Source organism: Paenibacillus oralis, assembly GCF_003863965.1.
GTDB classification, from domain to species: domain Bacteria; phylum Bacillota; class Bacilli; order Paenibacillales; family Paenibacillaceae; genus Fontibacillus; species Fontibacillus oralis.
On sequence record NZ_RRCN01000001.1, the window covers coordinates 831551 to 851136 of the forward strand.

18 protein-coding genes are annotated in these 19586 nt (G+C 42.5%); 5 read left to right on the top strand and 13 right to left on the bottom strand.

Annotated features, from left to right (window positions below; translation table 11 throughout):
- Positions 1-74 precede the first annotated feature (74 nt).
- From EHV15_RS03995 to EHV15_RS04020, 6 genes are read right to left on the bottom strand one after another with little or no spacing between them, the layout of a single operon-like run.
- Positions 75-1019, bottom strand: coding sequence for a glycosyltransferase family 2 protein (locus EHV15_RS03995; protein WP_128630098.1), 945 nt, complete (start codon positions 1017-1019; stop codon positions 75-77).
- A 20-nt stretch (positions 1020-1039) separates the two neighbouring features.
- Entirely contained in the window at positions 1040-3274 is a 2235-nt protein-coding gene (locus EHV15_RS04000; protein WP_178075755.1) for a glycoside hydrolase family 99-like domain-containing protein, read from the bottom strand.
- Between the two features lie 17 nt (positions 3275-3291).
- Entirely contained in the window at positions 3292-4806 is a 1515-nt protein-coding gene (locus EHV15_RS04005; protein ID WP_128630100.1) for a coiled-coil domain-containing protein, read from the bottom strand.
- Between the two features lie 17 nt (positions 4807-4823).
- Positions 4824-5729 carry a class I SAM-dependent methyltransferase gene (locus EHV15_RS04010; RefSeq protein WP_128630101.1) on the bottom strand — a complete coding sequence of 302 codons (906 nt, stop codon included), beginning with the start codon at positions 5727-5729 and terminating at the stop codon, positions 4824-4826.
- On the bottom strand, positions 5722-7011 hold the full coding sequence (locus EHV15_RS04015; RefSeq protein WP_128630102.1) for an ABC transporter ATP-binding protein: 1290 nt from the start codon (positions 7009-7011) through the stop codon (positions 5722-5724). Before EHV15_RS04015 ends, EHV15_RS04010 begins: the two co-directional genes overlap by 8 nt.
- A gap of 27 nt (positions 7012-7038) precedes the next feature.
- Positions 7039-7833, bottom strand: coding sequence for an ABC transporter permease (locus EHV15_RS04020; protein ID WP_128630103.1), 795 nt, complete (start codon positions 7831-7833; stop codon positions 7039-7041).
- A gap of 105 nt (positions 7834-7938) precedes the next feature.
- On the opposite strand from EHV15_RS04020, the gene EHV15_RS04025 reads away from it, so the two are divergent.
- Entirely contained in the window at positions 7939-10395 is a 2457-nt protein-coding gene (locus tag EHV15_RS04025; RefSeq protein WP_128630104.1) for an O-antigen ligase family protein, read from the top strand.
- Positions 10396-10417: 22 nt separating this feature from the next.
- Here the strand turns inward: EHV15_RS04025 and galU are convergent, their stop codons facing one another.
- From galU to EHV15_RS04045, 4 genes are all read right to left on the bottom strand, one after another.
- Positions 10418-11314: a UTP--glucose-1-phosphate uridylyltransferase GalU gene (gene galU, locus EHV15_RS04030; RefSeq protein WP_128630105.1), complete on the bottom strand. Its 897-nt coding sequence runs from the start codon at positions 11312-11314 to the stop codon at positions 10418-10420.
- 208 nt (positions 11315-11522) lie between these two features.
- A complete protein-coding gene (locus EHV15_RS04035; protein WP_128630106.1) occupies positions 11523-11717 on the bottom strand; it encodes a hypothetical protein in 195 nt (64 codons plus the stop codon).
- Positions 11718-12079: 362 nt separating this feature from the next.
- Complete coding sequence (locus EHV15_RS04040; RefSeq protein WP_178075756.1) at positions 12080-12601, bottom strand: SRPBCC family protein; 522 nt, start codon at positions 12599-12601, stop codon at positions 12080-12082.
- A 13-nt stretch (positions 12602-12614) separates the two neighbouring features.
- Positions 12615-12926, bottom strand: coding sequence for an ArsR/SmtB family transcription factor (locus tag EHV15_RS04045; RefSeq protein WP_128630108.1), 312 nt, complete (start codon positions 12924-12926; stop codon positions 12615-12617).
- A gap of 777 nt (positions 12927-13703) precedes the next feature.
- On the opposite strand from EHV15_RS04045, the gene EHV15_RS04055 reads away from it, so the two are divergent.
- The 4 genes from EHV15_RS04055 to fucO all read left to right on the top strand — a co-directional run bounded on the left by EHV15_RS04055 (position 13704) and on the right by fucO (position 16352).
- Positions 13704-13994, top strand: coding sequence for a DUF6809 family protein (locus tag EHV15_RS04055; RefSeq protein WP_128630109.1), 291 nt, complete (start codon positions 13704-13706; stop codon positions 13992-13994).
- 264 nt (positions 13995-14258) lie between these two features.
- Positions 14259-14753, top strand: a complete 495-nt coding sequence (locus EHV15_RS04060; RefSeq protein ID WP_128630110.1) for a hypothetical protein — start codon at positions 14259-14261, stop codon at positions 14751-14753.
- A 15-nt stretch (positions 14754-14768) separates the two neighbouring features.
- On the top strand, positions 14769-15032 hold the full coding sequence (locus tag EHV15_RS04065) for a hypothetical protein (protein WP_128630111.1): 264 nt from the start codon (positions 14769-14771) through the stop codon (positions 15030-15032).
- Positions 15033-15200: 168 nt separating this feature from the next.
- Positions 15201-16352: a lactaldehyde reductase gene (fucO, locus tag EHV15_RS04070; RefSeq protein ID WP_128630112.1), complete on the top strand. Its 1152-nt coding sequence runs from the start codon at positions 15201-15203 to the stop codon at positions 16350-16352.
- A 259-nt stretch (positions 16353-16611) separates the two neighbouring features.
- On the opposite strand, the gene EHV15_RS38190 is transcribed toward fucO, so the two are convergent.
- From EHV15_RS38190 to EHV15_RS04080, 3 genes are read right to left on the bottom strand one after another with little or no spacing between them, the layout of a single operon-like run.
- A complete protein-coding gene (locus EHV15_RS38190; protein WP_425464462.1) occupies positions 16612-16695 on the bottom strand; it encodes a putative holin-like toxin in 84 nt (27 codons plus the stop codon).
- A 24-nt stretch (positions 16696-16719) separates the two neighbouring features.
- Positions 16720-18063 carry an MBL fold metallo-hydrolase gene (locus tag EHV15_RS04075; RefSeq protein ID WP_128630113.1) on the bottom strand — a complete coding sequence of 448 codons (1344 nt, stop codon included), beginning with the start codon at positions 18061-18063 and terminating at the stop codon, positions 16720-16722.
- A 15-nt stretch (positions 18064-18078) separates the two neighbouring features.
- Positions 18079-19476, bottom strand: a complete 1398-nt coding sequence (locus EHV15_RS04080; protein WP_246061300.1) for an ABC transporter substrate-binding protein — start codon at positions 19474-19476, stop codon at positions 18079-18081.
- Positions 19477-19586 lie beyond the last annotated feature (110 nt).

Sequence of the window (19586 nt, forward strand, 5' to 3'; positions counted from 1 at the left end):
AGGAAAGCTGGAAGATCAATATTTATTAACTTTCCAGCCTTTTTCCGTATTTGTTTATAATTCAAAAGTTTTTCTTAAAACCAATTTAAATATTTATAGTCTTTATAATCCGCTCGATTTTGTTTAAATTGCAGATAATTATTCGCAATAGTTTTGGAGAAATACCAAAAATTTGTCAAAGACGAATTTTTAATCATATCAAAAAATATATCAGGCCAATTTCTAGGCGATGGGGCAAGTTGATTAATTGTTGTTTTCCTGCATTGTTTAAAATAATTTCCCAATACAATTTTCACTTCTTTATCCACTACATCACCCAAAGACATAAACGTATTATTACCGTGCAATCGGTAATAATACCTTGTTGTTTCTATAAACAACGGTTCAGTTAAAAGCAAACACCTTAGAGCAAAGTCCCAATCATGGCAATACTTCAAATTACGAAATCCTTTCACAGCATCAAATATCTTTCTACTGAATAGCATATTTCCCGTTGAAATAGCAGTGTTATGAGGAATAAAAGACCAACCAACGCTGGGGAATTCTTTAATAGATTCTTGAGTTTTGATAAAATTTTTCGCCAAGTCTGAAGAAAAACTAGCATCATTCCCAAAAGCATCAATCACATTTATTTTTGAAAATACAAATTCTGAACTCTTGTTGATAATAGCTTTTATAAGTTCCTCAATTCTGTTAGATTCAAAAAGATCGTCGGCATTTAATATTGATACATATTGACCTACGGAAGAGAGAATTCCTTCATTAATTGAATTATGAGCTCCTCTATTATACTGATGCTGAATATACTTTATTGATCTAAACCTTTCAATGTAGTTTTTACTCTTAATAGTCTCTTTTATTAAATTGCAGCTATTATCTTTTGAATTATCATCTATAACTATTAATTCAATCGGTTGATAAGTTTGATTATAAATTGATTCTAACGCAGGTATAATATAATTCTCATAATTATATGAGGGAACTATAACACTCACCAATGTTTCACTAGGTTCTACCATTTTTCCCAAGAACCTCCATTCTAACGCACCAGCGTTGCTCTTTTGGTAGCTTCTAAATATTGATACCCGTGTCTCTGATCCGGTTCCAAATGAGTACCTTCAGCCCATTCATTCCAAGCATTCACAAATATCAATTGATGTTCTTTTTCATTGAATCTACGAGTATAATCTACAAGTCCAACCAACCATTTTTCATACTCAATTGGGCTAGCAAAATTAAAAACATTAGCAGAGCTTTTTCTTCTAGCTGTATTATCCCAGCTTAGCATAGTTCCTCTAAACCAGTTATAATCTCCAGAATTCCTTTTTTGAAGTGATCTATCGACTACTTCACGATAGTCATATATATTTCCTGAAAAATCGGGTACTAAATCAGGAATCGTTTTAGATATTTCATTGGCATAAATACCATGCGGCGGAAATTCAACAGCTGAATCACAACCATATATTGTTGGATCAATCTGTCCAAAGGATTGAACCATGCAAACATGCAAGTTAGGAATACCTTCCTCCCAACATTTTCTCTTCCAAAATTCTACAGTGGCCTTCAGGTCAGGAAACAATTCGGCCCTATAGATAAGTAGTAAGGGCGAGTCATTATTTATACGAATATACCTTTCATCTTTCAAAACTGGTATCACATCTTCAATAAATCTCCGATCCGAGTCCTGGTTGTGTACTTGCTTCATTAACACTTCTTTTTCTTGCCCATCCCATCGTCTTGTCCAACTTTCATTCGCCCAGCAAATGCAGAATGGAAAATCCAAGTTCTTGTTTTCAAGAAAAGCATTCAACGGTTTCTCTAGCAATCTTTTTCCATCAAACCAATAATAATAATAGCAAAAACCAGAGACTCCATACGATTTTGCAAGGCGTATCTGTTTATCTTGTATATCTTTATCTTCAACTAAGTTGTAATAGCCTAACTCTCCAGGAATGTGAGGCTGATAATGCCCGGAAAATAAAGAGGTTGCTTTTTTTACATTAGTCCATTCTGTAAACCCTTTTCCCCACCATTCATCGTTTTCTGGTATAGCATGAAATTGAGGCAGATAAAAGGATATAATATCCATTTTTGAATTTGACTTAGGCCACATACTCTCAATAGCTCTTCGATGGTAAAGAAATTTAGGAATATGTTGAATGTTTTTGGCTGTCCCAAGGCATTGCATCAAAAAACCAGAATAATTTTTATTATTATCAAAAGTTAAAACTTCCCTAAAAAGCATTGTATCTATAGCTATGAATTCACCGACTATTTTTGAATTTATTTTTCCGTTAACAAGATATTCTTCTTTAGAAAATGGAGCAAAGAAACCAGCATTATCCATATACCTATCTTCATTTGTAAAAATTAAGTCAGCTTTTTCTTTTGCCTTTAAAGTAATATAATGAAGAGTATTATTTGCAATGAAATCTTCCTGTTGTAATATAATGGTATAATCTCCATTTATTTTTTCGCTTATTTCAAGTAACATCTCATAAATATTATCTTTATCAGTATGAACAAATGTTGATTTACTATTATTAAATTTTAATGATTGATATTCGTTGATATTTCCTCTACCAAGAATAAATAATTCAAAATTTTGATAAGATTGATTTAAAATAGAAGAAAGACATTTTTCTAGATAATCTTCATTAATTTTAAATATAGGAATAATTATTGAATACAAAGGAATATATGAATAATCATAGTTTCTAACATTTGATTCTTCAATATGCTTATAGGGCTCATATCCCCTTACCTGATACTCTGGCCTGTTAGCCATAAGTGTAATTGCCTTGTTCCATAACCATTTGAAACCATTCTGTCTCCATTTTTTAATAACTTTAGTAATAAGAACAGAGTTTGTATCTTTATTTAACTGTCTGAAGCTAAGAAAAGCTTGAATCCAAATTTGTAAAGCACTTATTCTTTTTATATTGCATTTTAGAGAAAACACACCGTGGGAATCGCCTGGATCTAGACGCAATGAACTTACATCGTGTTTAAATTCAATTGGCTTAGTATTCGAGTTGTTATGATCCAATTTACCAATAACAACAGAATTATCTTCATTAAATCCGTTACCATAGTCAATATATAACTTAAGGAACCTCAAATCTTCTGATGAACCTTCACATTCTAGTCTATACCAACCTTTTTTAAAGGCTCCTTTAAAATAAATTTGAGGGTCATTAGTAGTGCTTTCCCATTTATTATTATCTTGTCGAATTAAACCAATTAAATCAAAGACTTCTAGTTCTTTCAACGAAATCATTCCTAACATCATTTATTTAAATGTAAGCGCGATGAGATCTTCATATAGATTTTTACAAGAAACAATCTAATTTTCCACCACTTTGTATTAAAAATTTCAGAGATTATTTTTTCTCTACCTTCTAATAATGCATTTAATTCGTTATTTTTATCTCCTAATAGCTCAACTTCATTACACAATCTGCTAATTTCTTGACCAGATAACTCTAAATCTTGATTCAATATATTAATTTCTTCCTCCCTCTTGTTAAGATCTGATTCCAAGCTAATTTTCTCCTTGCTTAAATTATTTAAGGAGTTGATCAAATTTTCTTTTTCAATTTTATTTTGTAATAATTTTTGTAATGATTCCTCTTTAAGCAGCCTATACTCTTGTTTTACTAAAAACATAAATTCTTCAGGGAAATTTTGCACGTAATCAATTGTAATTTCTATGCTTTTGTATTGTTTAAACTCGGCTTCAAATATAATTTGAGGATCATCCTCTAAGAATAGATAGTTATTCCCTATCTTCCAGTCTGCATTTGTATAGTGCTCATTTATATTTACGAATTCACCCTTTATATCTTTGAGAGCTACTTCTTTAATAATTACGAGTCCTTTAGTTTCCATAGGGTCAAAACGAAAGAATGATATTTTCCCTACTTTAGAAAGCTCAAATGAAATCTTATGACTAGGTTCCTCTAGACCAACATTTATACTGTTAATTTCGGCAAAATTTTGATCAGAACTAAAGAATAACTGTACGTTATAAACTTTGGGTTCCTCATATTTAAACGGTATAGCCTTCTTCAAATATTTATTAAGATATTCCCGCTCTGATTCAGTACCTATTAAATCCGCAAATTTGTTAGCCATTTCAATATATTCCGGTATTTCTTCATTAGAAATACCAACATACTCAAACATTTCATCAATCGAAATCAGATTTCGAACAAGATTATAATGAGAATAATAAAAGCTGTTGATAGCTCTAAATTTAATAAAATTTAAAGGGATAGGAAATTCATATACCCACTCATAATCGATGATACACAAGCGTTTGTTGTCATCTAATAATATATTATCAAAATTCAGATCAATATTAGATACAGTAAAACTTTTTAAACCAACCAGTCTTTCATGCTTACCGAAAGCAACAACAAATTCAGATGTTTCATAAAATTCACAATAATTTCTGTCACCTACACTACTTACAAAATTGCTGTACAAATCTAATATCTCAAAGACTTGTTCTCTTGACTTATTTATTATTGAATTGATCAATACCTGGTCTAAATTTTTGCCTTGCAAATACTCAAAGACAATTGTATCTTCTTCAAAAGCTATTGGCTTTACAAGACTATTTTCAAGATATATTTTGTCTAAAACTCTATAATTATCATAAATTTGCTTTATATGACTTTTTGAAGAATTAGTTAAAGCAGTTTTAGACACGTATATATTTTTGTCTTTAATTATGTTTGTTTTTATTTGATATTTTGGTAACCGCTCTCGACTATATTTAGCATATATCGTCCCCATTTTTGACTCCCCTCCTTTTAAACCGAACAAAAGACAAGGTATGAGTTAGAAAAAACAGAGAATAAATCATTCTGAATTATATTATTCATTACTGATTCTTCATCAAATAAAACCATTCTACTTTGGTCATAATTATAATTCTGGCTTTTTATTTCTCCAATACAAGGCAAGCGATCATCCGAATAAATTTGTGTAGGCAACTTATAATCCGGGTACGGATAATAAAAACTTACCTTTTCAAATCCAACTATCTTGAGCAGATTTTCCAATTCAAATCTTGTAAAAGTGGATATCTTTCGACTTGATGGATAATTTTGAATACTATCAAAAAACTCTCCGGTGTGATCTTCACGGCTGCCAGCCCAATATTTTAGTCCAAACTTATTCTCAATGGCTACTATAAGTACTCCATCTTCTTTTAAATAATCTTTAATATTATTTAGAAAGGATAAATAAGGAGAATTGGTATCTGTGTATACTGCAGCATATTCCAATACCCCTATTAAGGTAATGTAATCATATTTTTTAGTTAGTTCGATATCATTTAGGTTCCCAATAATTATTTCTAAATTCGCTTGATCCAAATGACGGTAAGCATTAATAAGTGCACGTTTTTTAGAAAGTTCAATACATGTTACACTTTTTGTTTTCTCGCATAACAAACCAGTAATGGCTCCACAACCAGCTCCAATTTCAAGCACATTACCATTCTTATTGAAAGGAAACCATTCTAAAAGATTGTGCCGAGTAGGTGAAAGATGGTATAGTATTGGCCACCGCCGATCTTCTTTAAGTATTTGACCAATATTATATTTGTTTTTTACTATATCTAATAGTTCATCCTCTATTTCTCCATCCGAGTAATTATCTTGACCATTATAAAATGAATAGTTCATTTTTACATTTCTGATATATTCAAACATACCTTCTCTTCCTTTCTATATCAGAAATACTAATCGTTGAATTCATATCGAAGAAACCAACGCTATTCTTATTTGCAATAACATGAAGGTTCATAATGTCATATAACCTATGATAAACTACAAATTCATTACTTTCGTAACCCGTACATCCTAATGAAATCAAATAGTCCCCCCCCTGAAGATCATTATTCTGTTTAAAGCAAACCTCAATTATTGAACCTTTGTTATTAATCCCAGTAGCTAATGATTCCAGCATCGTATTCGTTCCAGTTATTTCTGTTCCCCTAGCGTCTTTGATACTAAATGCAAAAATTGGATCCTTTAAGTCATCATTAAATTGAATTCGGAGTTTAATGCTAAAAGGCCTCCCCTTCAAAATAATATTTGTAAGTTCACCACTGTGATCAAAAACGGAAAAATCAAGAATTTCCGCTCGTTTATTTCCATAATCAGAGTATTCAGGATTAATAGTCAATTTATCCTTCCAGGTCTCATAATTATGGCCTAAGTCAATGAATTGAGATGATTGAGTGCCATCAGAATCTTTATACATATCAACCAAAATCTTTTTATATATATCAATCATTGGCCCTGGTAAGCCTTCCTCCACAATAGTACCTTCATTCATGACAATTACTCTGTCACAATATTTCATAATACTACTCATGTCATGCGTAACGAATAAAATCGTTTTTCCAAGCTCCTTAAACTCGGTAAATTTCTTGAAACATTTTGATTGAAAAAAAATATCACCTACCGATAAAGCCTCATCAACAATTAAAATATCTGGATCTACATTTATTGCTACTGCAAACGCAAGTCTAACAAACATTCCGCTCGAATAGGTTCGAACAGGCTGATAAATAAACTCCCCAATGTCTGCAAATTGTATTATTTCCTCTAATTTAGAGTCCATTTCCTCTTTGCTAAACCCTGTCATTGTTCCATGCAAATATATGTTTTCGATTCCTGAATAATCCGGATTAAAACCTGCCCCCAATTCAAGCAATGCCGATATTTTTCCCTTTACTTTAGCATCCCCAGATGTTGGTGAAAGCACACCTGTAATAATTTTTAAAAGAGTTGATTTTCCGGACCCGTTTTTCCCAATTATACCAACAGCTTCCCCGCTTTCAACATAGAATGAGACATTATTAAGTGCATAAAAATCTTTATGATAACTTTTCTTCAAAGGATGCAATGATTCTTTCAAACGATCAGTTGGACTTGAATAGAGTTTGTAAACTTTAGTTAATTTATTTATTTCAATAACCCGGTCCATAAGTTCCCTCTCCTACGTAAATTATAATTATAGGACATCCGAAAAATGAGGCTTTAACTTTTTAAATAAAACTATCCCGACAAATAAAATAGCAGAACAACACCCCAAAAAATAGAGGCTTTCGAAAGGCTTATTCCAAAACCAGTAATTATTCAGAAAAGTATCCCTGTACCCTTCTGCTATATAATAAAAGGGATTTAATTTAAAGAGAAGCCGATATTTTAAGGGGACAATATCAAGAGTCCATACAATTGGCGTTAGCCAAAAACCAATTTGAACTATAATTGAAACTATTTGAGCGATATCTTTAAAAAAAGGAAGGATCGAAGCAGTAATGAAGCTTGTTCCAACCAATAAAATCATAGTACAAAATAAATAATAAAAAAGTTGAAACCACGATAGTGTAGGGGTGACACCATAACAAAGCAAAATAATAATTAAAAAAGCCACGAAAAAAATATGAATGAATAATGCTGAAAAAATCTTAATAAATGGAAGTATTCCAATCTGAAAAACAACTTTTTTTACCAAAAAGCTATATTCCGAAAAACAGAGAGTCGCATTCATAAAAGCTTCCGAAAAAAAGAACCACGGAACCATACCGCAGATCAGCCACAATATAAATGGATATCCTTCTGGTGTACTTCCTGTTCTAAAACCTATCTCAAAAACAAACCAATATAACAGCACTGTAATTAGTGGGTTAACGAACGCCCAAAATATACCAAAATAAGAACCCTTAAATCTTTTGTTAAAGTCATTCTTAGATAAATCAAACAATAGTCTATAGTTTGTTTGTAGATTCTCTTTCAAATAATTCACTGTTTAACCCTCTCCCATAATAATAAACTAATTTATCGGACTTTCTGCTTAACTACAAACTATGCTAAAATAATACCCGTATCTATTAGCAAAGGAGATAATTTTGTGTCGAATCCAGTATACGGGAAAAAAGCCGCAGAGTCGAGAAATCGGGAAAAGTTACCTGCGGCGTTATTGTTGTTGATCATTGGTCTGATAGCCTTTTTGGTCTGGGCCCCGTTTCAGGCCGGTGTATTTAACGGTCTTGTGTTAGAATTTGAGCAGCCGATTTATTGGTCGGTTATTATCGGCAGCGTGCTGCTGCTGATATGGGCCACGGCTTTCTTCAAAAATATCAAGCTGGAAGACCAGCGGGATTGGACTGCCCTGTTTGTACTCTTAATTCCCATAACTTACATTATCGCACTAATTTCAGCGGCAAGCCAGTACTTTGCTTCTAATATGGTTTTGATTCAAGCTCTATATGCTTTTATGTTCGTTATTGGGCTGTACTTACTGCAAAACCGCAAAGCCAACCGAGTGATGGAAACGACCTTGATTACGGTTGCTTACATCATTGTGATGTTCGGTTTGTTTAATTGGCTCGGTCAGGGAAGAACAGTGTCGGCTATTGTCAGTTGGTTCTCCGGGACAGTTGTCAACGGACAGTACACTCAAGCAGTCTGGATTGACGCAAACGGGCCCCGTCTAGCTTCCGTATTCCAATATCCAAATACGTATGCCGCTTTCCTTATGGCTTTCTTCTTTGTCGCCGTGTTCGGCATTACCCGTTCTAAGAAGTGGTATGGACAAGCGATTCACGCCTTTATGCTCGTACCGATCGTTCTTTCGCTGCTGCTTACGCTATCGCGCGGCGGTTTGGTTTTCTTGCCAGTCGTCTTCGTTGTATTGTTGTTATTTCTAAAACCAGCAAAACAAATCCTATGGATTTTGTATAGCGTCATTGCCGGGGGAGCCACGCTTGTAGTCGCCAAACCGGTGACGAACCTCGGGCAGCAATTCTACCTGGGGCAGATCAACGATCCGGCCAAAGGCTGGTTTTATGTACTTGGCGCATCGCTGGTGCTCGCCGTACTCGCATGGTTGATTCAACAGTTTGTAGCTCCACGGTTAGAAAACGGTACAAGCAAGTGGTCAGCTAAGAAGCTTGCCAATCTGTGGCTGCCGCTTGTCTCCGTCGTGGCAGTAGGCGTGCTGGCCTTTCTGTTCCTCGGAACGAACCTCAAGCATATTCTGCCGGGCAACATCGGGGATCGCCTGGAAAACCTTAACCTTCAGCAGCACAGCTTCCTTGAACGGATGACGTTCTATAAAGACGCCGTAAAAGTTCTTAAAGATTATCCGATCATCGGTGCAGGCGGCGGCGGTTGGGCTTCAATTTTTGAGAAATATCAAAACAACCCGTACACCAGCCGTCAAGCACACAGCTTTGTGATGCAGTACCTGGTGGAGACCGGCCTTCTTGGATTTATTGTATTGCTGGCCTTTTTGTTCTTTATTTTCTATAAATATATCCGTGGGTATATTAATGCAGGGGAACAGGAACGGGAATCGTACTTCGGATATTTTATTATCGTATTTTCGCTCTTGATGCACAGTCTGATGGACTTCAACATGAGTTACGTGTATATCGGCATGCTTGTCTTCCTGGGACTGGCCGGCATGGCGGCTGCGATGGATAACCGTCCGGTAGCCAAACTCAAGTTGAAGCCGAGCACAATGCGAGGCTTGTATAGCGCAGTCATGGTGCTTGCCTCGGTAATTCTGATCTTTGTGTCGATCCGTTATATTGGAGCAAGCCAGGATGTGGTTAAGGCGAAAAAACTGATCACTACAAGCACCGACTTCCAGGAAATCAAAACACCGCTGGATAAAGCTCTCAGCAAACGCGGCGGGCATCCCGACGCCGTGTTATACATGAGCAGTCTGCTTCAAGCAGGGTTTGATCAGACGCAGGATGAGTCTTTTTACAATGCGGAGCTCAACCTACTGACCAATGCACTGAAAAAAGAAGCATTCGACAAAAATATGTACAAACAGCTCATCAAGCTGTATCAATCCAAGGGAGAAAACGGTAAAGCATACGCTATCCTTCGCGATAATGCCAATCGTTATACCTATGATATGGATTGGTATGAGCAACTGATCGTACAGTCCTACGAGCTTGGTTACCAAGCGTTGGGCGAACAGGATATCGCGAAGAAGGACGAGTACTTCAAGTCTGGACTTGCCGCATATCAGCATGTGATCCAGGGGGTTGAACATCTGAAAACTCTTCCTGAGGGACAACTGCAGGGGGATCCATTTGAAATTACGCAGCCGATGGTACTGAACGCCGGAAAAATGGCATACATGTTAAATGATTCTGCTAAAGCCGCGGAAATTTTCAAAGTCGGCATTAAGGACGACCTGAACGATGATACGAATCACGAAATCGCCCTCTGGTATTTGGCTGCTCTGCAAAAGAACGGAACCACCGACCAGGCGCTGTACGATCGCTTGTTGCAAGTTGATCCAAACGAAAAAGAGGAAATTGACAAGATTTCCAAGCTAAACTTTTAATAGCAAAAAGAAAAACGGTCTCTCACTTAGGAGAGGCCGTTTTTTGATTCATATTCTGGTTGACGATTTCTGTCATGTAGCGAAGCAATTCGTCACGAAGCTCGGGGTTCTCCAGTGCATAATGGATGGTGGTTTGAATGAAGCCCATCTTCTCGCCAACGTCATGCCGGGTTCCTTCGAAGTTATAGGCCAAGATCCGTTCGGTATCGCCTAGCCGTGAGATCGCATCAGTCAGCTGGATTTCTCCGTTTACGCCTACTCGCTGTTCTTCAAGAATGCCGAAGATAGCCGGGGTCAAAATATAGCGGCCCATAATCGCCAGATTGGATGGCGCTTTGCCGGTTTCTGGCTTTTCCACCAGTTGGTTGGCCAAATATACGCGATCCTGAATCGCCGTAGGATTCACGATCCCGTACCGGGACACTTCATTCCAGTCTACAGGCTGTACGCCAACTACCGAAGCTTTATGCTCCTCAAACACATTGATCATTTGCTTTAGGCAAGGTACCTCCGACTCGACGATATCGTCGCCCAGCAGTACTGCAAACGGCTCGTCGCCGATAAACTTCCGTGCGCACCAGATCGCATGCCCTAATCCCTTAGGCTCTTTCTGCCGGATATAGTGAATGTCAGCCATTTCCGACGATTTACGCACCTCGTCCAGCAGCTTCCACTTGCCTTTTTCCGTTAAATTGTGCTCCAGTTCAAAAGAATTGTCGAAATGATCTTCAATGGCGCGTTTGCCTTTCCCCGTCACGATAATAATGTCTTCAATCCCCGAGGCGACCGCTTCCTCCACGATATATTGGATCGTGGGTTTGTCGACGATCGGCAGCATTTCCTTAGGCATTGCCTTAGTGGCTGGCAAAAACCGCGTCCCCAGTCCAGCCGCCGGAATAATCGCTTTGCGTATTTTCATTACTAAATTCTCCCTAAATCAAAGTAAAATTGCAGATGTTGACATTATACCATATACTTCGCACAAAAATAGATACACCGACCTAGAGACATGCTCCAGCCCCCGCCCTTTTTTGCGACACAAAAAACCGCTTCACCAGACGGATGTCCGATAAAGCGGTTGGGATAACATGTTCAGGCTAGAACATCTTCTTCGACAGCTTCATTTTTTAGTGGAACCACCATTTGCGCCGCGTAGGTTGCTGAGGTTCTTCTTCGCTGTGTAGCCGATGGCCGGGTTCAGGAGTGTGCAGGAAACGTTCGGTACCGAATTCGATTTTGCGATATTCCGATTCTCCGTCGATTTCCAACCGTCCTTGAATTTGGTGTACGGCGATTTGCACCTCAAGGAATCCTTCAACCATCTAAGTCACCCTCCTAAATTGATAAGCTTTGCTTTAAAAATCATGGCCTTCCGACGATATAAGCGATGCTTTTGTTTACGCCTTCATTATAGCAAATCAACGATTTTTTTAGCACTGATAAACATTGGTTATCAGGCTTTTCAGTACCTCAGTTCACAAAACTTCCAAAACTTGTCTTTCCTAGAAAAACGACTGTCTGCACGGGGAGAATTCTGAATTTTTGCGTTCAAAAAAGAGACGCCCCCATTAGCGGAACGCCCTTGTCTAAAACTTATTCAATGACTTTACATTGTTTATTTTCGAGTCAGTTGAGCGAGTGACGTTGTGCTTTAATCAGTCGGTTTTCAGTCGGGTTTCGGCCTTCATTTCGTGTGGATGCCCAGCTTTTCTGCGTAGGCCTCGTATAGCTCTTGCCAACCGTATTTGAGTGCTTCTTCCCCAACCATCGAGGGCATTTGTTCGCCGGCCAGCGTTCCGGCCAAACCATCCAGGCAAAGATGCCAACCTGCCGCATAGGAAGGCGCTTGTTTGCGATCTTCAAACCGATGCCGCAACACCAGCGTCGTCTTACCTTGGCCAAGGGCGGCCAGTTCCCAGCGCAGGATGTCTTCACCCCAGCGAAACACGAGCAGATACGGAGCGTTAACCTCTAAAACATATCCTTCCATCTCTTCTGCCTCAGGCGTGTTGATAGGCTTCAGCCGTACGGCCCCCACTTCAACCAGATCCTTATCTGCTGAAAACGGCCCCCATTTGGGGACTTGATCGACCCGGGTCAGCCCGTCCCAAACTTTTTCAGGCGGATGGTTCAATACCCGTTCCAGCACTAGCACCCAATCCTCCTGCTCTTGCATAAGCTTTGGATTCTCAATCGGCGATCTCATGTTCCGTTTCCTCCTAATCTTTTTTCTGCTGGTCCAAAAAATTCTCCAAGGCGTCAACATGTCGATTCCACTTCTTGCGGTAGGCCTTCAGCCATTCGTCGATCTCCGCCAGCGGCTCGGCTTCCAGCGAGTAGATGTGCTGCTGGGACTTGATCCGGACCTTGACCAGGCCGCTTTGGCGCAGTGTCCGCAAATGCTTTGACACCAAGGGCTGCGACAGCCCCAGCGCTCCGGCCAGATCCGTTACGTTCGATTCCGACTGGAGCAGCAAGTCCAAAATCCGCCGGCGGGAAGGCTCGGCAATGACGGCAAAGGTATCCGGCAAACCTATCTCCCCCTTCCTTTATCATTAACATAACTTATTAGTTATATAACTTCAAGTTTATATAATATGAATATGGCGAAAAGAAGAATTTTCTGTTGAAAGGAGTATTTTCACGTAAAAAACTAGAATTTTATATTGATTTTACGTGTCACATAATATATGTTTTATTTGTGTGACACAGAAAGGAGGTGTACAAGCTGAGTCCACGAACAGGTCGGCCAAAAGCGGACAACCCCAAGAATTACATTATTAAGGCGCGGTTCGATGAAGAAACGTACAGAGCTGTGACTGATTATTGTAAGAAACATAATATCACCAGAACTGACGCGATCCGTCTGGGGCTGAAACTGCTTTTGTCCGAAGAAGAAAAATAAAAGGAAGCGGCGCATCCCGCAAAAGAACGACGCCACTTCCCCCAAGGCAACCCCCAACAAAGGAAAGTTGCATAAATATCCTACCATGTGCAATCTTTCCTTTCAAGGAGGCGGCCTCTTATTATGAGGTAGTTCAAAAAGTCATCTTTTGATCACGAAGCAGGTCAAGAAGCGGATTCGGCGTCGAATCTTGAATTCAGCCGGGCCAAGCATACGCTTTCGATGTATGTTTCCTGCGTAAACATTTCAGTTGCTCACGTACCCAAAACGTACGCTCCGCTCCTTTCGTCCCTAGCTTCATCCGACCTACAGCGTTTTGAAAAAACGCACATCGTAAGCATTAGCTTCGGTGCTCCAAACCCGACTTTTTGAACACGTACTTATATAGAAAGGGAGGATAAACATGCCAAGCATTTTGGAAGAGCTTTATGCCGGAAATATTTTGCCGGATGAAATGATCGTGCCCAGGAACCCGAAATATCGTCCATTATGCGGACAAATCTCCGCGGCGATGGAGAACTGGCGCAAGAAACTGGGCGAAGAGGAATTCCGCGAATTGGAAGCTTTGCTGGATCTTCATGCAGAGGCCAGTGCCATGCATAATGAGGCGGCATTCACGCACGGCTTCAAGCTGGGAGCGGCCATCATGGCGGAAGTGCTGGTCGGAAAAGAGGAGCTTGTCCGCTCAATTTAGAACGGAAACGTGATCTCCCGCACAGATAAAAGAGGAGGAAGGCGGGACAATGTTATTACTTATAAGGAAGGCACTTGTATTAAGGGTACGGAAGTGCTACGAAAATGGCCTCTAGCAATAGCCACTTTTAGGGCGGCAGGCTTCAGCGGAATGACTGACACAAATAGACCGATTCCTATGCTTAGGGCGGTCTATTTGTGTTTATGGAAATATAGGATCAGGACAATTAATTTCGCAAATGAGATCTTGCGGAGGTGTGTAATCATGTCACAATGGCATTTGAAGCACAGTAACGGTGAACTTTACCCTTCTCAAATTTTACAGATGAATATTGTCGATACAAAGTCCTTACATAAAGCAGGCTGGGAGAACACATTTGATTGGACAAGATATTTAGGACCAAATGAAGTATCCATGCCGTATAAGCTCTTGGTTATTGGAAATTCTGTAATACAAGGAGCTATTGCTTATTATGAGGATGCGCTCGAGAGACGCATTTTTGTGGATCTTTTAGAGAGTGCTCCTACAAACCGTCACAAAAATCAAAACCGTGAATTCACAAACGTTGCTGATGTTCTTTTGGGAGAAGCATGTCTCCAGAGTTTTGCGGCTGGTTATCATGGAGATGTAGCTTTTTATCCAAAAACCAATTTGTATACTTATTATCGCGAGAGGTTTCATGCCCATTTTGGCGGTAGAGGAATGATGTTCCTTACCGATGTTGAAGCCATACGTTTAATTAAGTTATACTATAAGTAAAGGAGATGATCTCTTATGACAAAGGTAAAGCTTCGTAAAGTCCTTAGAGTCAGCCAATCCTCGGTAATCAAATCCCATAAGACTAAGCGGGCAATTTCACCTGTAAATGGGGTCATGATTATTCCTCCTACTCGTGCTCAAAGAGAACAATCTTCGATTTTAATGCGGAGAGCCCGGCAAAAAATAATTCAATCCATTGGCCAAGAGGCATATGATAAACGAAGAATAGAAGCTGATGAGGAATTTGAACGCATTACTGGTTTCAAAGTCCGCTCTTAATGGAGCGGATTTTTTTATGCCCAAAAATTCAAACAAAAACCACAAATAAATGTTGTTTTATGTTGATTTACCAATAAATCATATTTATGATGGAGTCAGAAGCACAAAGCTTGAAAGTTATATGTCCTTATTCAAGTGAACATTTTCACAAAAAAGGAGGGTTTGGCCATGAGCCAACGTATGATTTTGAACGAAACCTCGTATTTCGGGGCCGGGGCGATTGCCGATATCGTCACTGAAGTGAAGCAGCGCCGTTTTGTTAAGGCATTGATCGTAACCGACAAGGAGCTCGTGAAGCATCACGTTGTGTCCAAAATAACCGATCTGCTTGACCTCCACAAATTACCCTATTCCGTATTCGATGAAACGGTAGCGAATCCTACTATTGAAGTTGTGCAAAAAGGATTGGCCGCCTTTAAGGCAGCCGGTGCGGATTATATCATCGCGATCGGCGGCGGATCGCCGATGGATACGGCCAAAGCAATTGGCATCATCAGTAACAATCCGGAATACGCCGACGTTCGCAGTTTGGAGGGAGCGGTGGCGACGGCCCATAAATCGGTTCCGATTATCGCCGTTCCGACAACAGCCGGGACAGCGGCGGAGGTTACGATTAACTATGTGATCACGGATACGCAAAACAAACGGAAATTTGTCTGCGTCGATCCTCATGATATTCCCGTCGTCGCCATCGTCGACCCGGATATGATGAGCTCCATGCCCAAAGGACTCACCGCCGCCACCGGCATGGACGCTTTAACCCATGCGATCGAAGGGTACATTACCAAAGCGGCCTGGGAACTGACCGATGCGCTTCACCTCAAAGCGGTGGAAATCATCGCCCGGTCTTTGCGCGGTGCCGTGAGCAACGATCCACAAGGCCGCGAAGGAATGGCGCTGGGGCAGTATATCGCCGGCATGGGCTTTTCCAATGTGGGCCTGGGGCTGGTGCACGGGATGGCCCATCCGTTGGGAGCTTTTTACGATACGCCACACGGGGTGGCCAATGCCATTTTGCTGCCGTCCATTATGGCATACAACGCCGATTACACCGGGGAAAAATACCGCGATATCGCCAAAGCGATGGGCGTGCCGGGAACCGAACAAATGAGCATCGAAGAAGCGCGCAGCGCCGCGGTTGCCGCAGTTCGCCAGCTGTCGGAGGACGTCGGCATCCCGTCCCGTCTCCGTGAAGTCGGTGTGCGGGAAGGGGACATCCCCGCCCTCGCCCGCTCCGCGTTCGAAGATGTATGTACGGGGGGCAATCCGCGGGAAACGTCGGTGGCCGAGATTGAGGAGTTGTATCGGGCGATTTTTTAGGTTTCTAAATCTCACAGGTTAATAAGTAGGGGAGCTCACAGCCATAGAACGGCTGCAGGCTCCCCCTAAAAAATCTTCGCGATCGTGTAAATTTCATTCTATTTGTGATACAATGAAAGTACTTTAAATGCTTTAAAAGCCTTTATTATTAGGGAGCCGTGCTTGCAGGGCACGGCCCCGGGCAATAGCCGCTTTTAAGGGCGGCAGGCTTTTAATGGCATACCGACACAAATAGACCGGTTCCTTTGCCTAGGGCGGTCTATTTGTGTTTATGGAAGGAAAGTATCAGGACAATTAAGGTCGCAAATGAAATCATTAGCGCTAATGCTTGATAAACTTCCACCTGGCATCCTTCCTGTTCTCTTTGCTAGACAAGCTTCCCATTTTCAAAACAGTAGGTCTTCCCGTATTCGGGAAGCAGGCGAATCCCTGACGATAACTCCATTTGTTCCGGATGCAGGCTGTGCAGCGGAATAAACCAATCGGCCCCGATCTGATCGCCGATAAGCCGCAGGTGCTCGGGGGCTGCGTGGCCGGAAGCGCCGATATAGCGATAATTCAGGCCGATCCGCCGCAGCAGGTCCCGCAGTGCGGCGTAGTCGGGATCGTAGGCGCCGAGCGGTGCTCCGTTGGAGTGGATATACACTCCTCCTTCCGTCCGCAGCCGCAGCAACTCCAACGACCGGGCGAAGCTGTTCTGCAGCGCGAACCGCTCCGGGGCTGCGTTGATGTCGGCGAGCGAAACCGGAACAAAGCCTTCGGCCGGAGATTCTGAAAGCACGGTGATACCCTCCCGTCCGGTGAGCAAACGCAGCAGGAAAGCCGTGTCCGGCTCCAACACGGGCTTCCTGCCAGCCGCGATCGCTGCCTCGCACAAAGCCTCCACCCGCTCAATGTGCCGATGGTACATATTGATGACCGCCAAGCCAGACATTTCCCGCATCGCCGCCGCGGCGCGTTCCGCCACGCTGGCTTCCGTGACCAGGCCCGCGCCTCCGGAAGAATCGCCGTCATCCTCCCCATCCTGCGTCAGAGCAAGCGTCGTACCCTCAATGATCAACACATCGACTTGCCGGCGCTTCGCCGCCTCCGCCATCCCAAGCGTCCACTCGGGATGATTGCCGTGCAAACGGAAATCACCCGTATACAGCAGCCGGACGTCCGGCGTCTCCACCAGAAAAGCGCAGGCGCCGGACACATCATGGTCCACCCGCAGCGGCGTGACGCCGATCTCGCCGCAAACAACCGGCTGATCATAGGCAAAAGAGCTAAACGTACGGCCGGACACATTAGGCACACCTTCGCCGATCGCCTCCAGCGCTTCGTACAGCCGCAGGCTTTCCTCAGACATCAGAACCGGCACCGACGGATCGATCATTCCCATCAGTGCCATGTGATCCAGATGTAGATGCGAGATAAAAACCGCCTGCCGCAAGTGGCCGTCACCTGCCGGGCGAAGACCGCTTCCTGCTGCGAGCAGCGGCTTTTCGCCGTACAGCCCGTCCAGCGGCGGTAGCAGCCCCAACCGCAAAAAGTCGGCCACCGGGTCGGTCAGTTCAGCAATGCCGCGCTCCATCATATTCCCTGCCGGACTGAAGCAACGGCCGAAATCGAAAACGATGCGGCTTTGCCCGTGCTCCACCGTGACGATCGTTCCGCCAATCGTCCGCAAACCGGACCAAAAACGGATGCGCGTGTTCGATTCTCCCATAACAAACCACCTCCGTTACGGCTTCAAACTGTTCAATGCGGCTTGCTCGGCGCTCGCCAAGCCTTCTTTTACCGCTTTCTGTCCGTGCAGCACCTCGTCGATTTGCTTCGATACATCGGTGCGCAATTTGTTGTAGCCGTCCAGATGCGGCTCGCCAAAGGCGGAGTCAAATTGCTGCGACGCCGCTTTTTGCTCGGGGTGCTCCGCGATGAACGCCGTCCACTCGCTGTCTTCCAGAGCCGAACCTCGCACCGGCACGTATCCGGTTTCCTTGGCCCACTGGATCGTCGCTTCCTTGGAGATCAGAAATTTCCCGAACTCCCAGGCTGCGAGTTTCTGCTCTGGCGTGGCGCTTTGGAAAACAATCACGTTCGTGCCTTGAAACGGGGAAGCAGCAGCTTTATCTTTGGGCAGCGGCGCGGTCGACCATTTGAATTTGCCGCTTACCGCGCTATCGACAAAAGAGGTGCCGGCGGAAGAACCGATATACATCGCTACGTCCCCGCGCCCAAACGGATCGGACATATAACCGTCTTCTCCGGCCAAACGTCCCGTTTTGGTCGTAACGATCAAGTCGTATAGAAAACCGAGTGCTCGTTCGCCTTCCGGAGAATTGAACGCAATTTTGCCGTCCTCGGTTACGTATTCACCGCCCGCTTGTTTTACATAGGTGGCCAAATTGCCGGATACCGAGTTTTCAAAACCGATGCCAACGACTTTTTTACCGTTGATGTTGGTCGTCAGCTTGGCCGCCGCCGTTTTCAGCTCATCCCAGGTTGCCGGAACGCCAAGCCTGAATTTGTCCAAATAGTCCTGGTTGTAGTACAGCACTTCCGTACTTTTGTTAAAAGGCAGGCCGTATGTTTTCCCGTCCCAGGCGTTGTCATCCATAAAAGCTTTGACGATATCGGCCTGGTCCTCGGCGCTCAGGCCTACTTTGGCATCGTTGATATATGGCGTCAGGTCTTCAATCAGTTCGTTCGCCACGTATTCGGTCTGCCAATTGGAATAGGCCTGGGACATCGTGGGCGAAGTTTTCGCTTTCGCTGCGGCCATCAGTTTCTGCGACAGATCGTCATAGCTGCCCTGGGCCACCAGCTTAACCGTAATATTCGGGCTCTGGTTATGGAATTCGTCGGCCAACTGCTGCAGCACCTCTTCCAGATGCCCGGACATCGCATGCCAGAACTCGATCGTTACCGGCTGGTCGAGCGTAATGGAACCGGGACCGGCTTCAGCGCTCCCCTCCGTCCCGCTTGCCGTATTCCAGCCAGCTCCGGTATTGGCGGCGCCCGCCGTCTGATTTTTCCCGGCATTGCCCGAGTTCGCCTGTCCGGCTCCCCCTCCACAGGCCGTAACGGCCAGCATGATCAAACAAAGCATGAGGACTACAATTCCCTTTTTTCGCAACATGCGTTTCCCTCGCTTTCTTTTTTTGAACGATTAACAGCGTTTGTTCCGACAACGTCACCTGGTAATCTCATCGCGAACTACTCCCGGCCATCACCACCTTTACAGGATTC

Coding starts and splice junctions, on each gene's coding strand:
- EHV15_RS04065 (WP_128630111.1), top strand. CDS start 14,769: ATGACAAAGGTAAAGCTTCGTAAAGTCCTTAGAGTCAGCCAATCCTCG.
- EHV15_RS03995 (WP_128630098.1), bottom strand. CDS start 1,019: ATGGTAGAACCTAGTGAAACATTGGTGAGTGTTATAGTTCCCTCATAT.
- EHV15_RS04005 (WP_128630100.1), bottom strand. CDS start 4,806: ATGGGGACGATATATGCTAAATATAGTCGAGAGCGGTTACCAAAATAT.
- EHV15_RS04055 (WP_128630109.1), top strand. CDS start 13,704: ATGCCAAGCATTTTGGAAGAGCTTTATGCCGGAAATATTTTGCCGGAT.
- galU (WP_128630105.1), bottom strand. CDS start 11,314: ATGAAAATACGCAAAGCGATTATTCCGGCGGCTGGACTGGGGACGCGG.
- EHV15_RS04040 (WP_178075756.1), bottom strand. CDS start 12,601: ATGAGATCGCCGATTGAGAATCCAAAGCTTATGCAAGAGCAGGAGGAT.
- EHV15_RS04060 (WP_128630110.1), top strand. CDS start 14,259: ATGTCACAATGGCATTTGAAGCACAGTAACGGTGAACTTTACCCTTCT.
- EHV15_RS04015 (WP_128630102.1), bottom strand. CDS start 7,011: ATGGACCGGGTTATTGAAATAAATAAATTAACTAAAGTTTACAAACTC.
- fucO (WP_128630112.1), top strand. CDS start 15,201: ATGAGCCAACGTATGATTTTGAACGAAACCTCGTATTTCGGGGCCGGG.
- EHV15_RS04080 (WP_246061300.1), bottom strand. CDS start 19,476: ATGTTGCGAAAAAAGGGAATTGTAGTCCTCATGCTTTGTTTGATCATG.
- EHV15_RS04075 (WP_128630113.1), bottom strand. CDS start 18,063: ATGGGAGAATCGAACACGCGCATCCGTTTTTGGTCCGGTTTGCGGACG.
- EHV15_RS04010 (WP_128630101.1), bottom strand. CDS start 5,729: ATGTTTGAATATATCAGAAATGTAAAAATGAACTATTCATTTTATAAT.
- EHV15_RS04035 (WP_128630106.1), bottom strand. CDS start 11,717: ATGGTTGAAGGATTCCTTGAGGTGCAAATCGCCGTACACCAAATTCAA.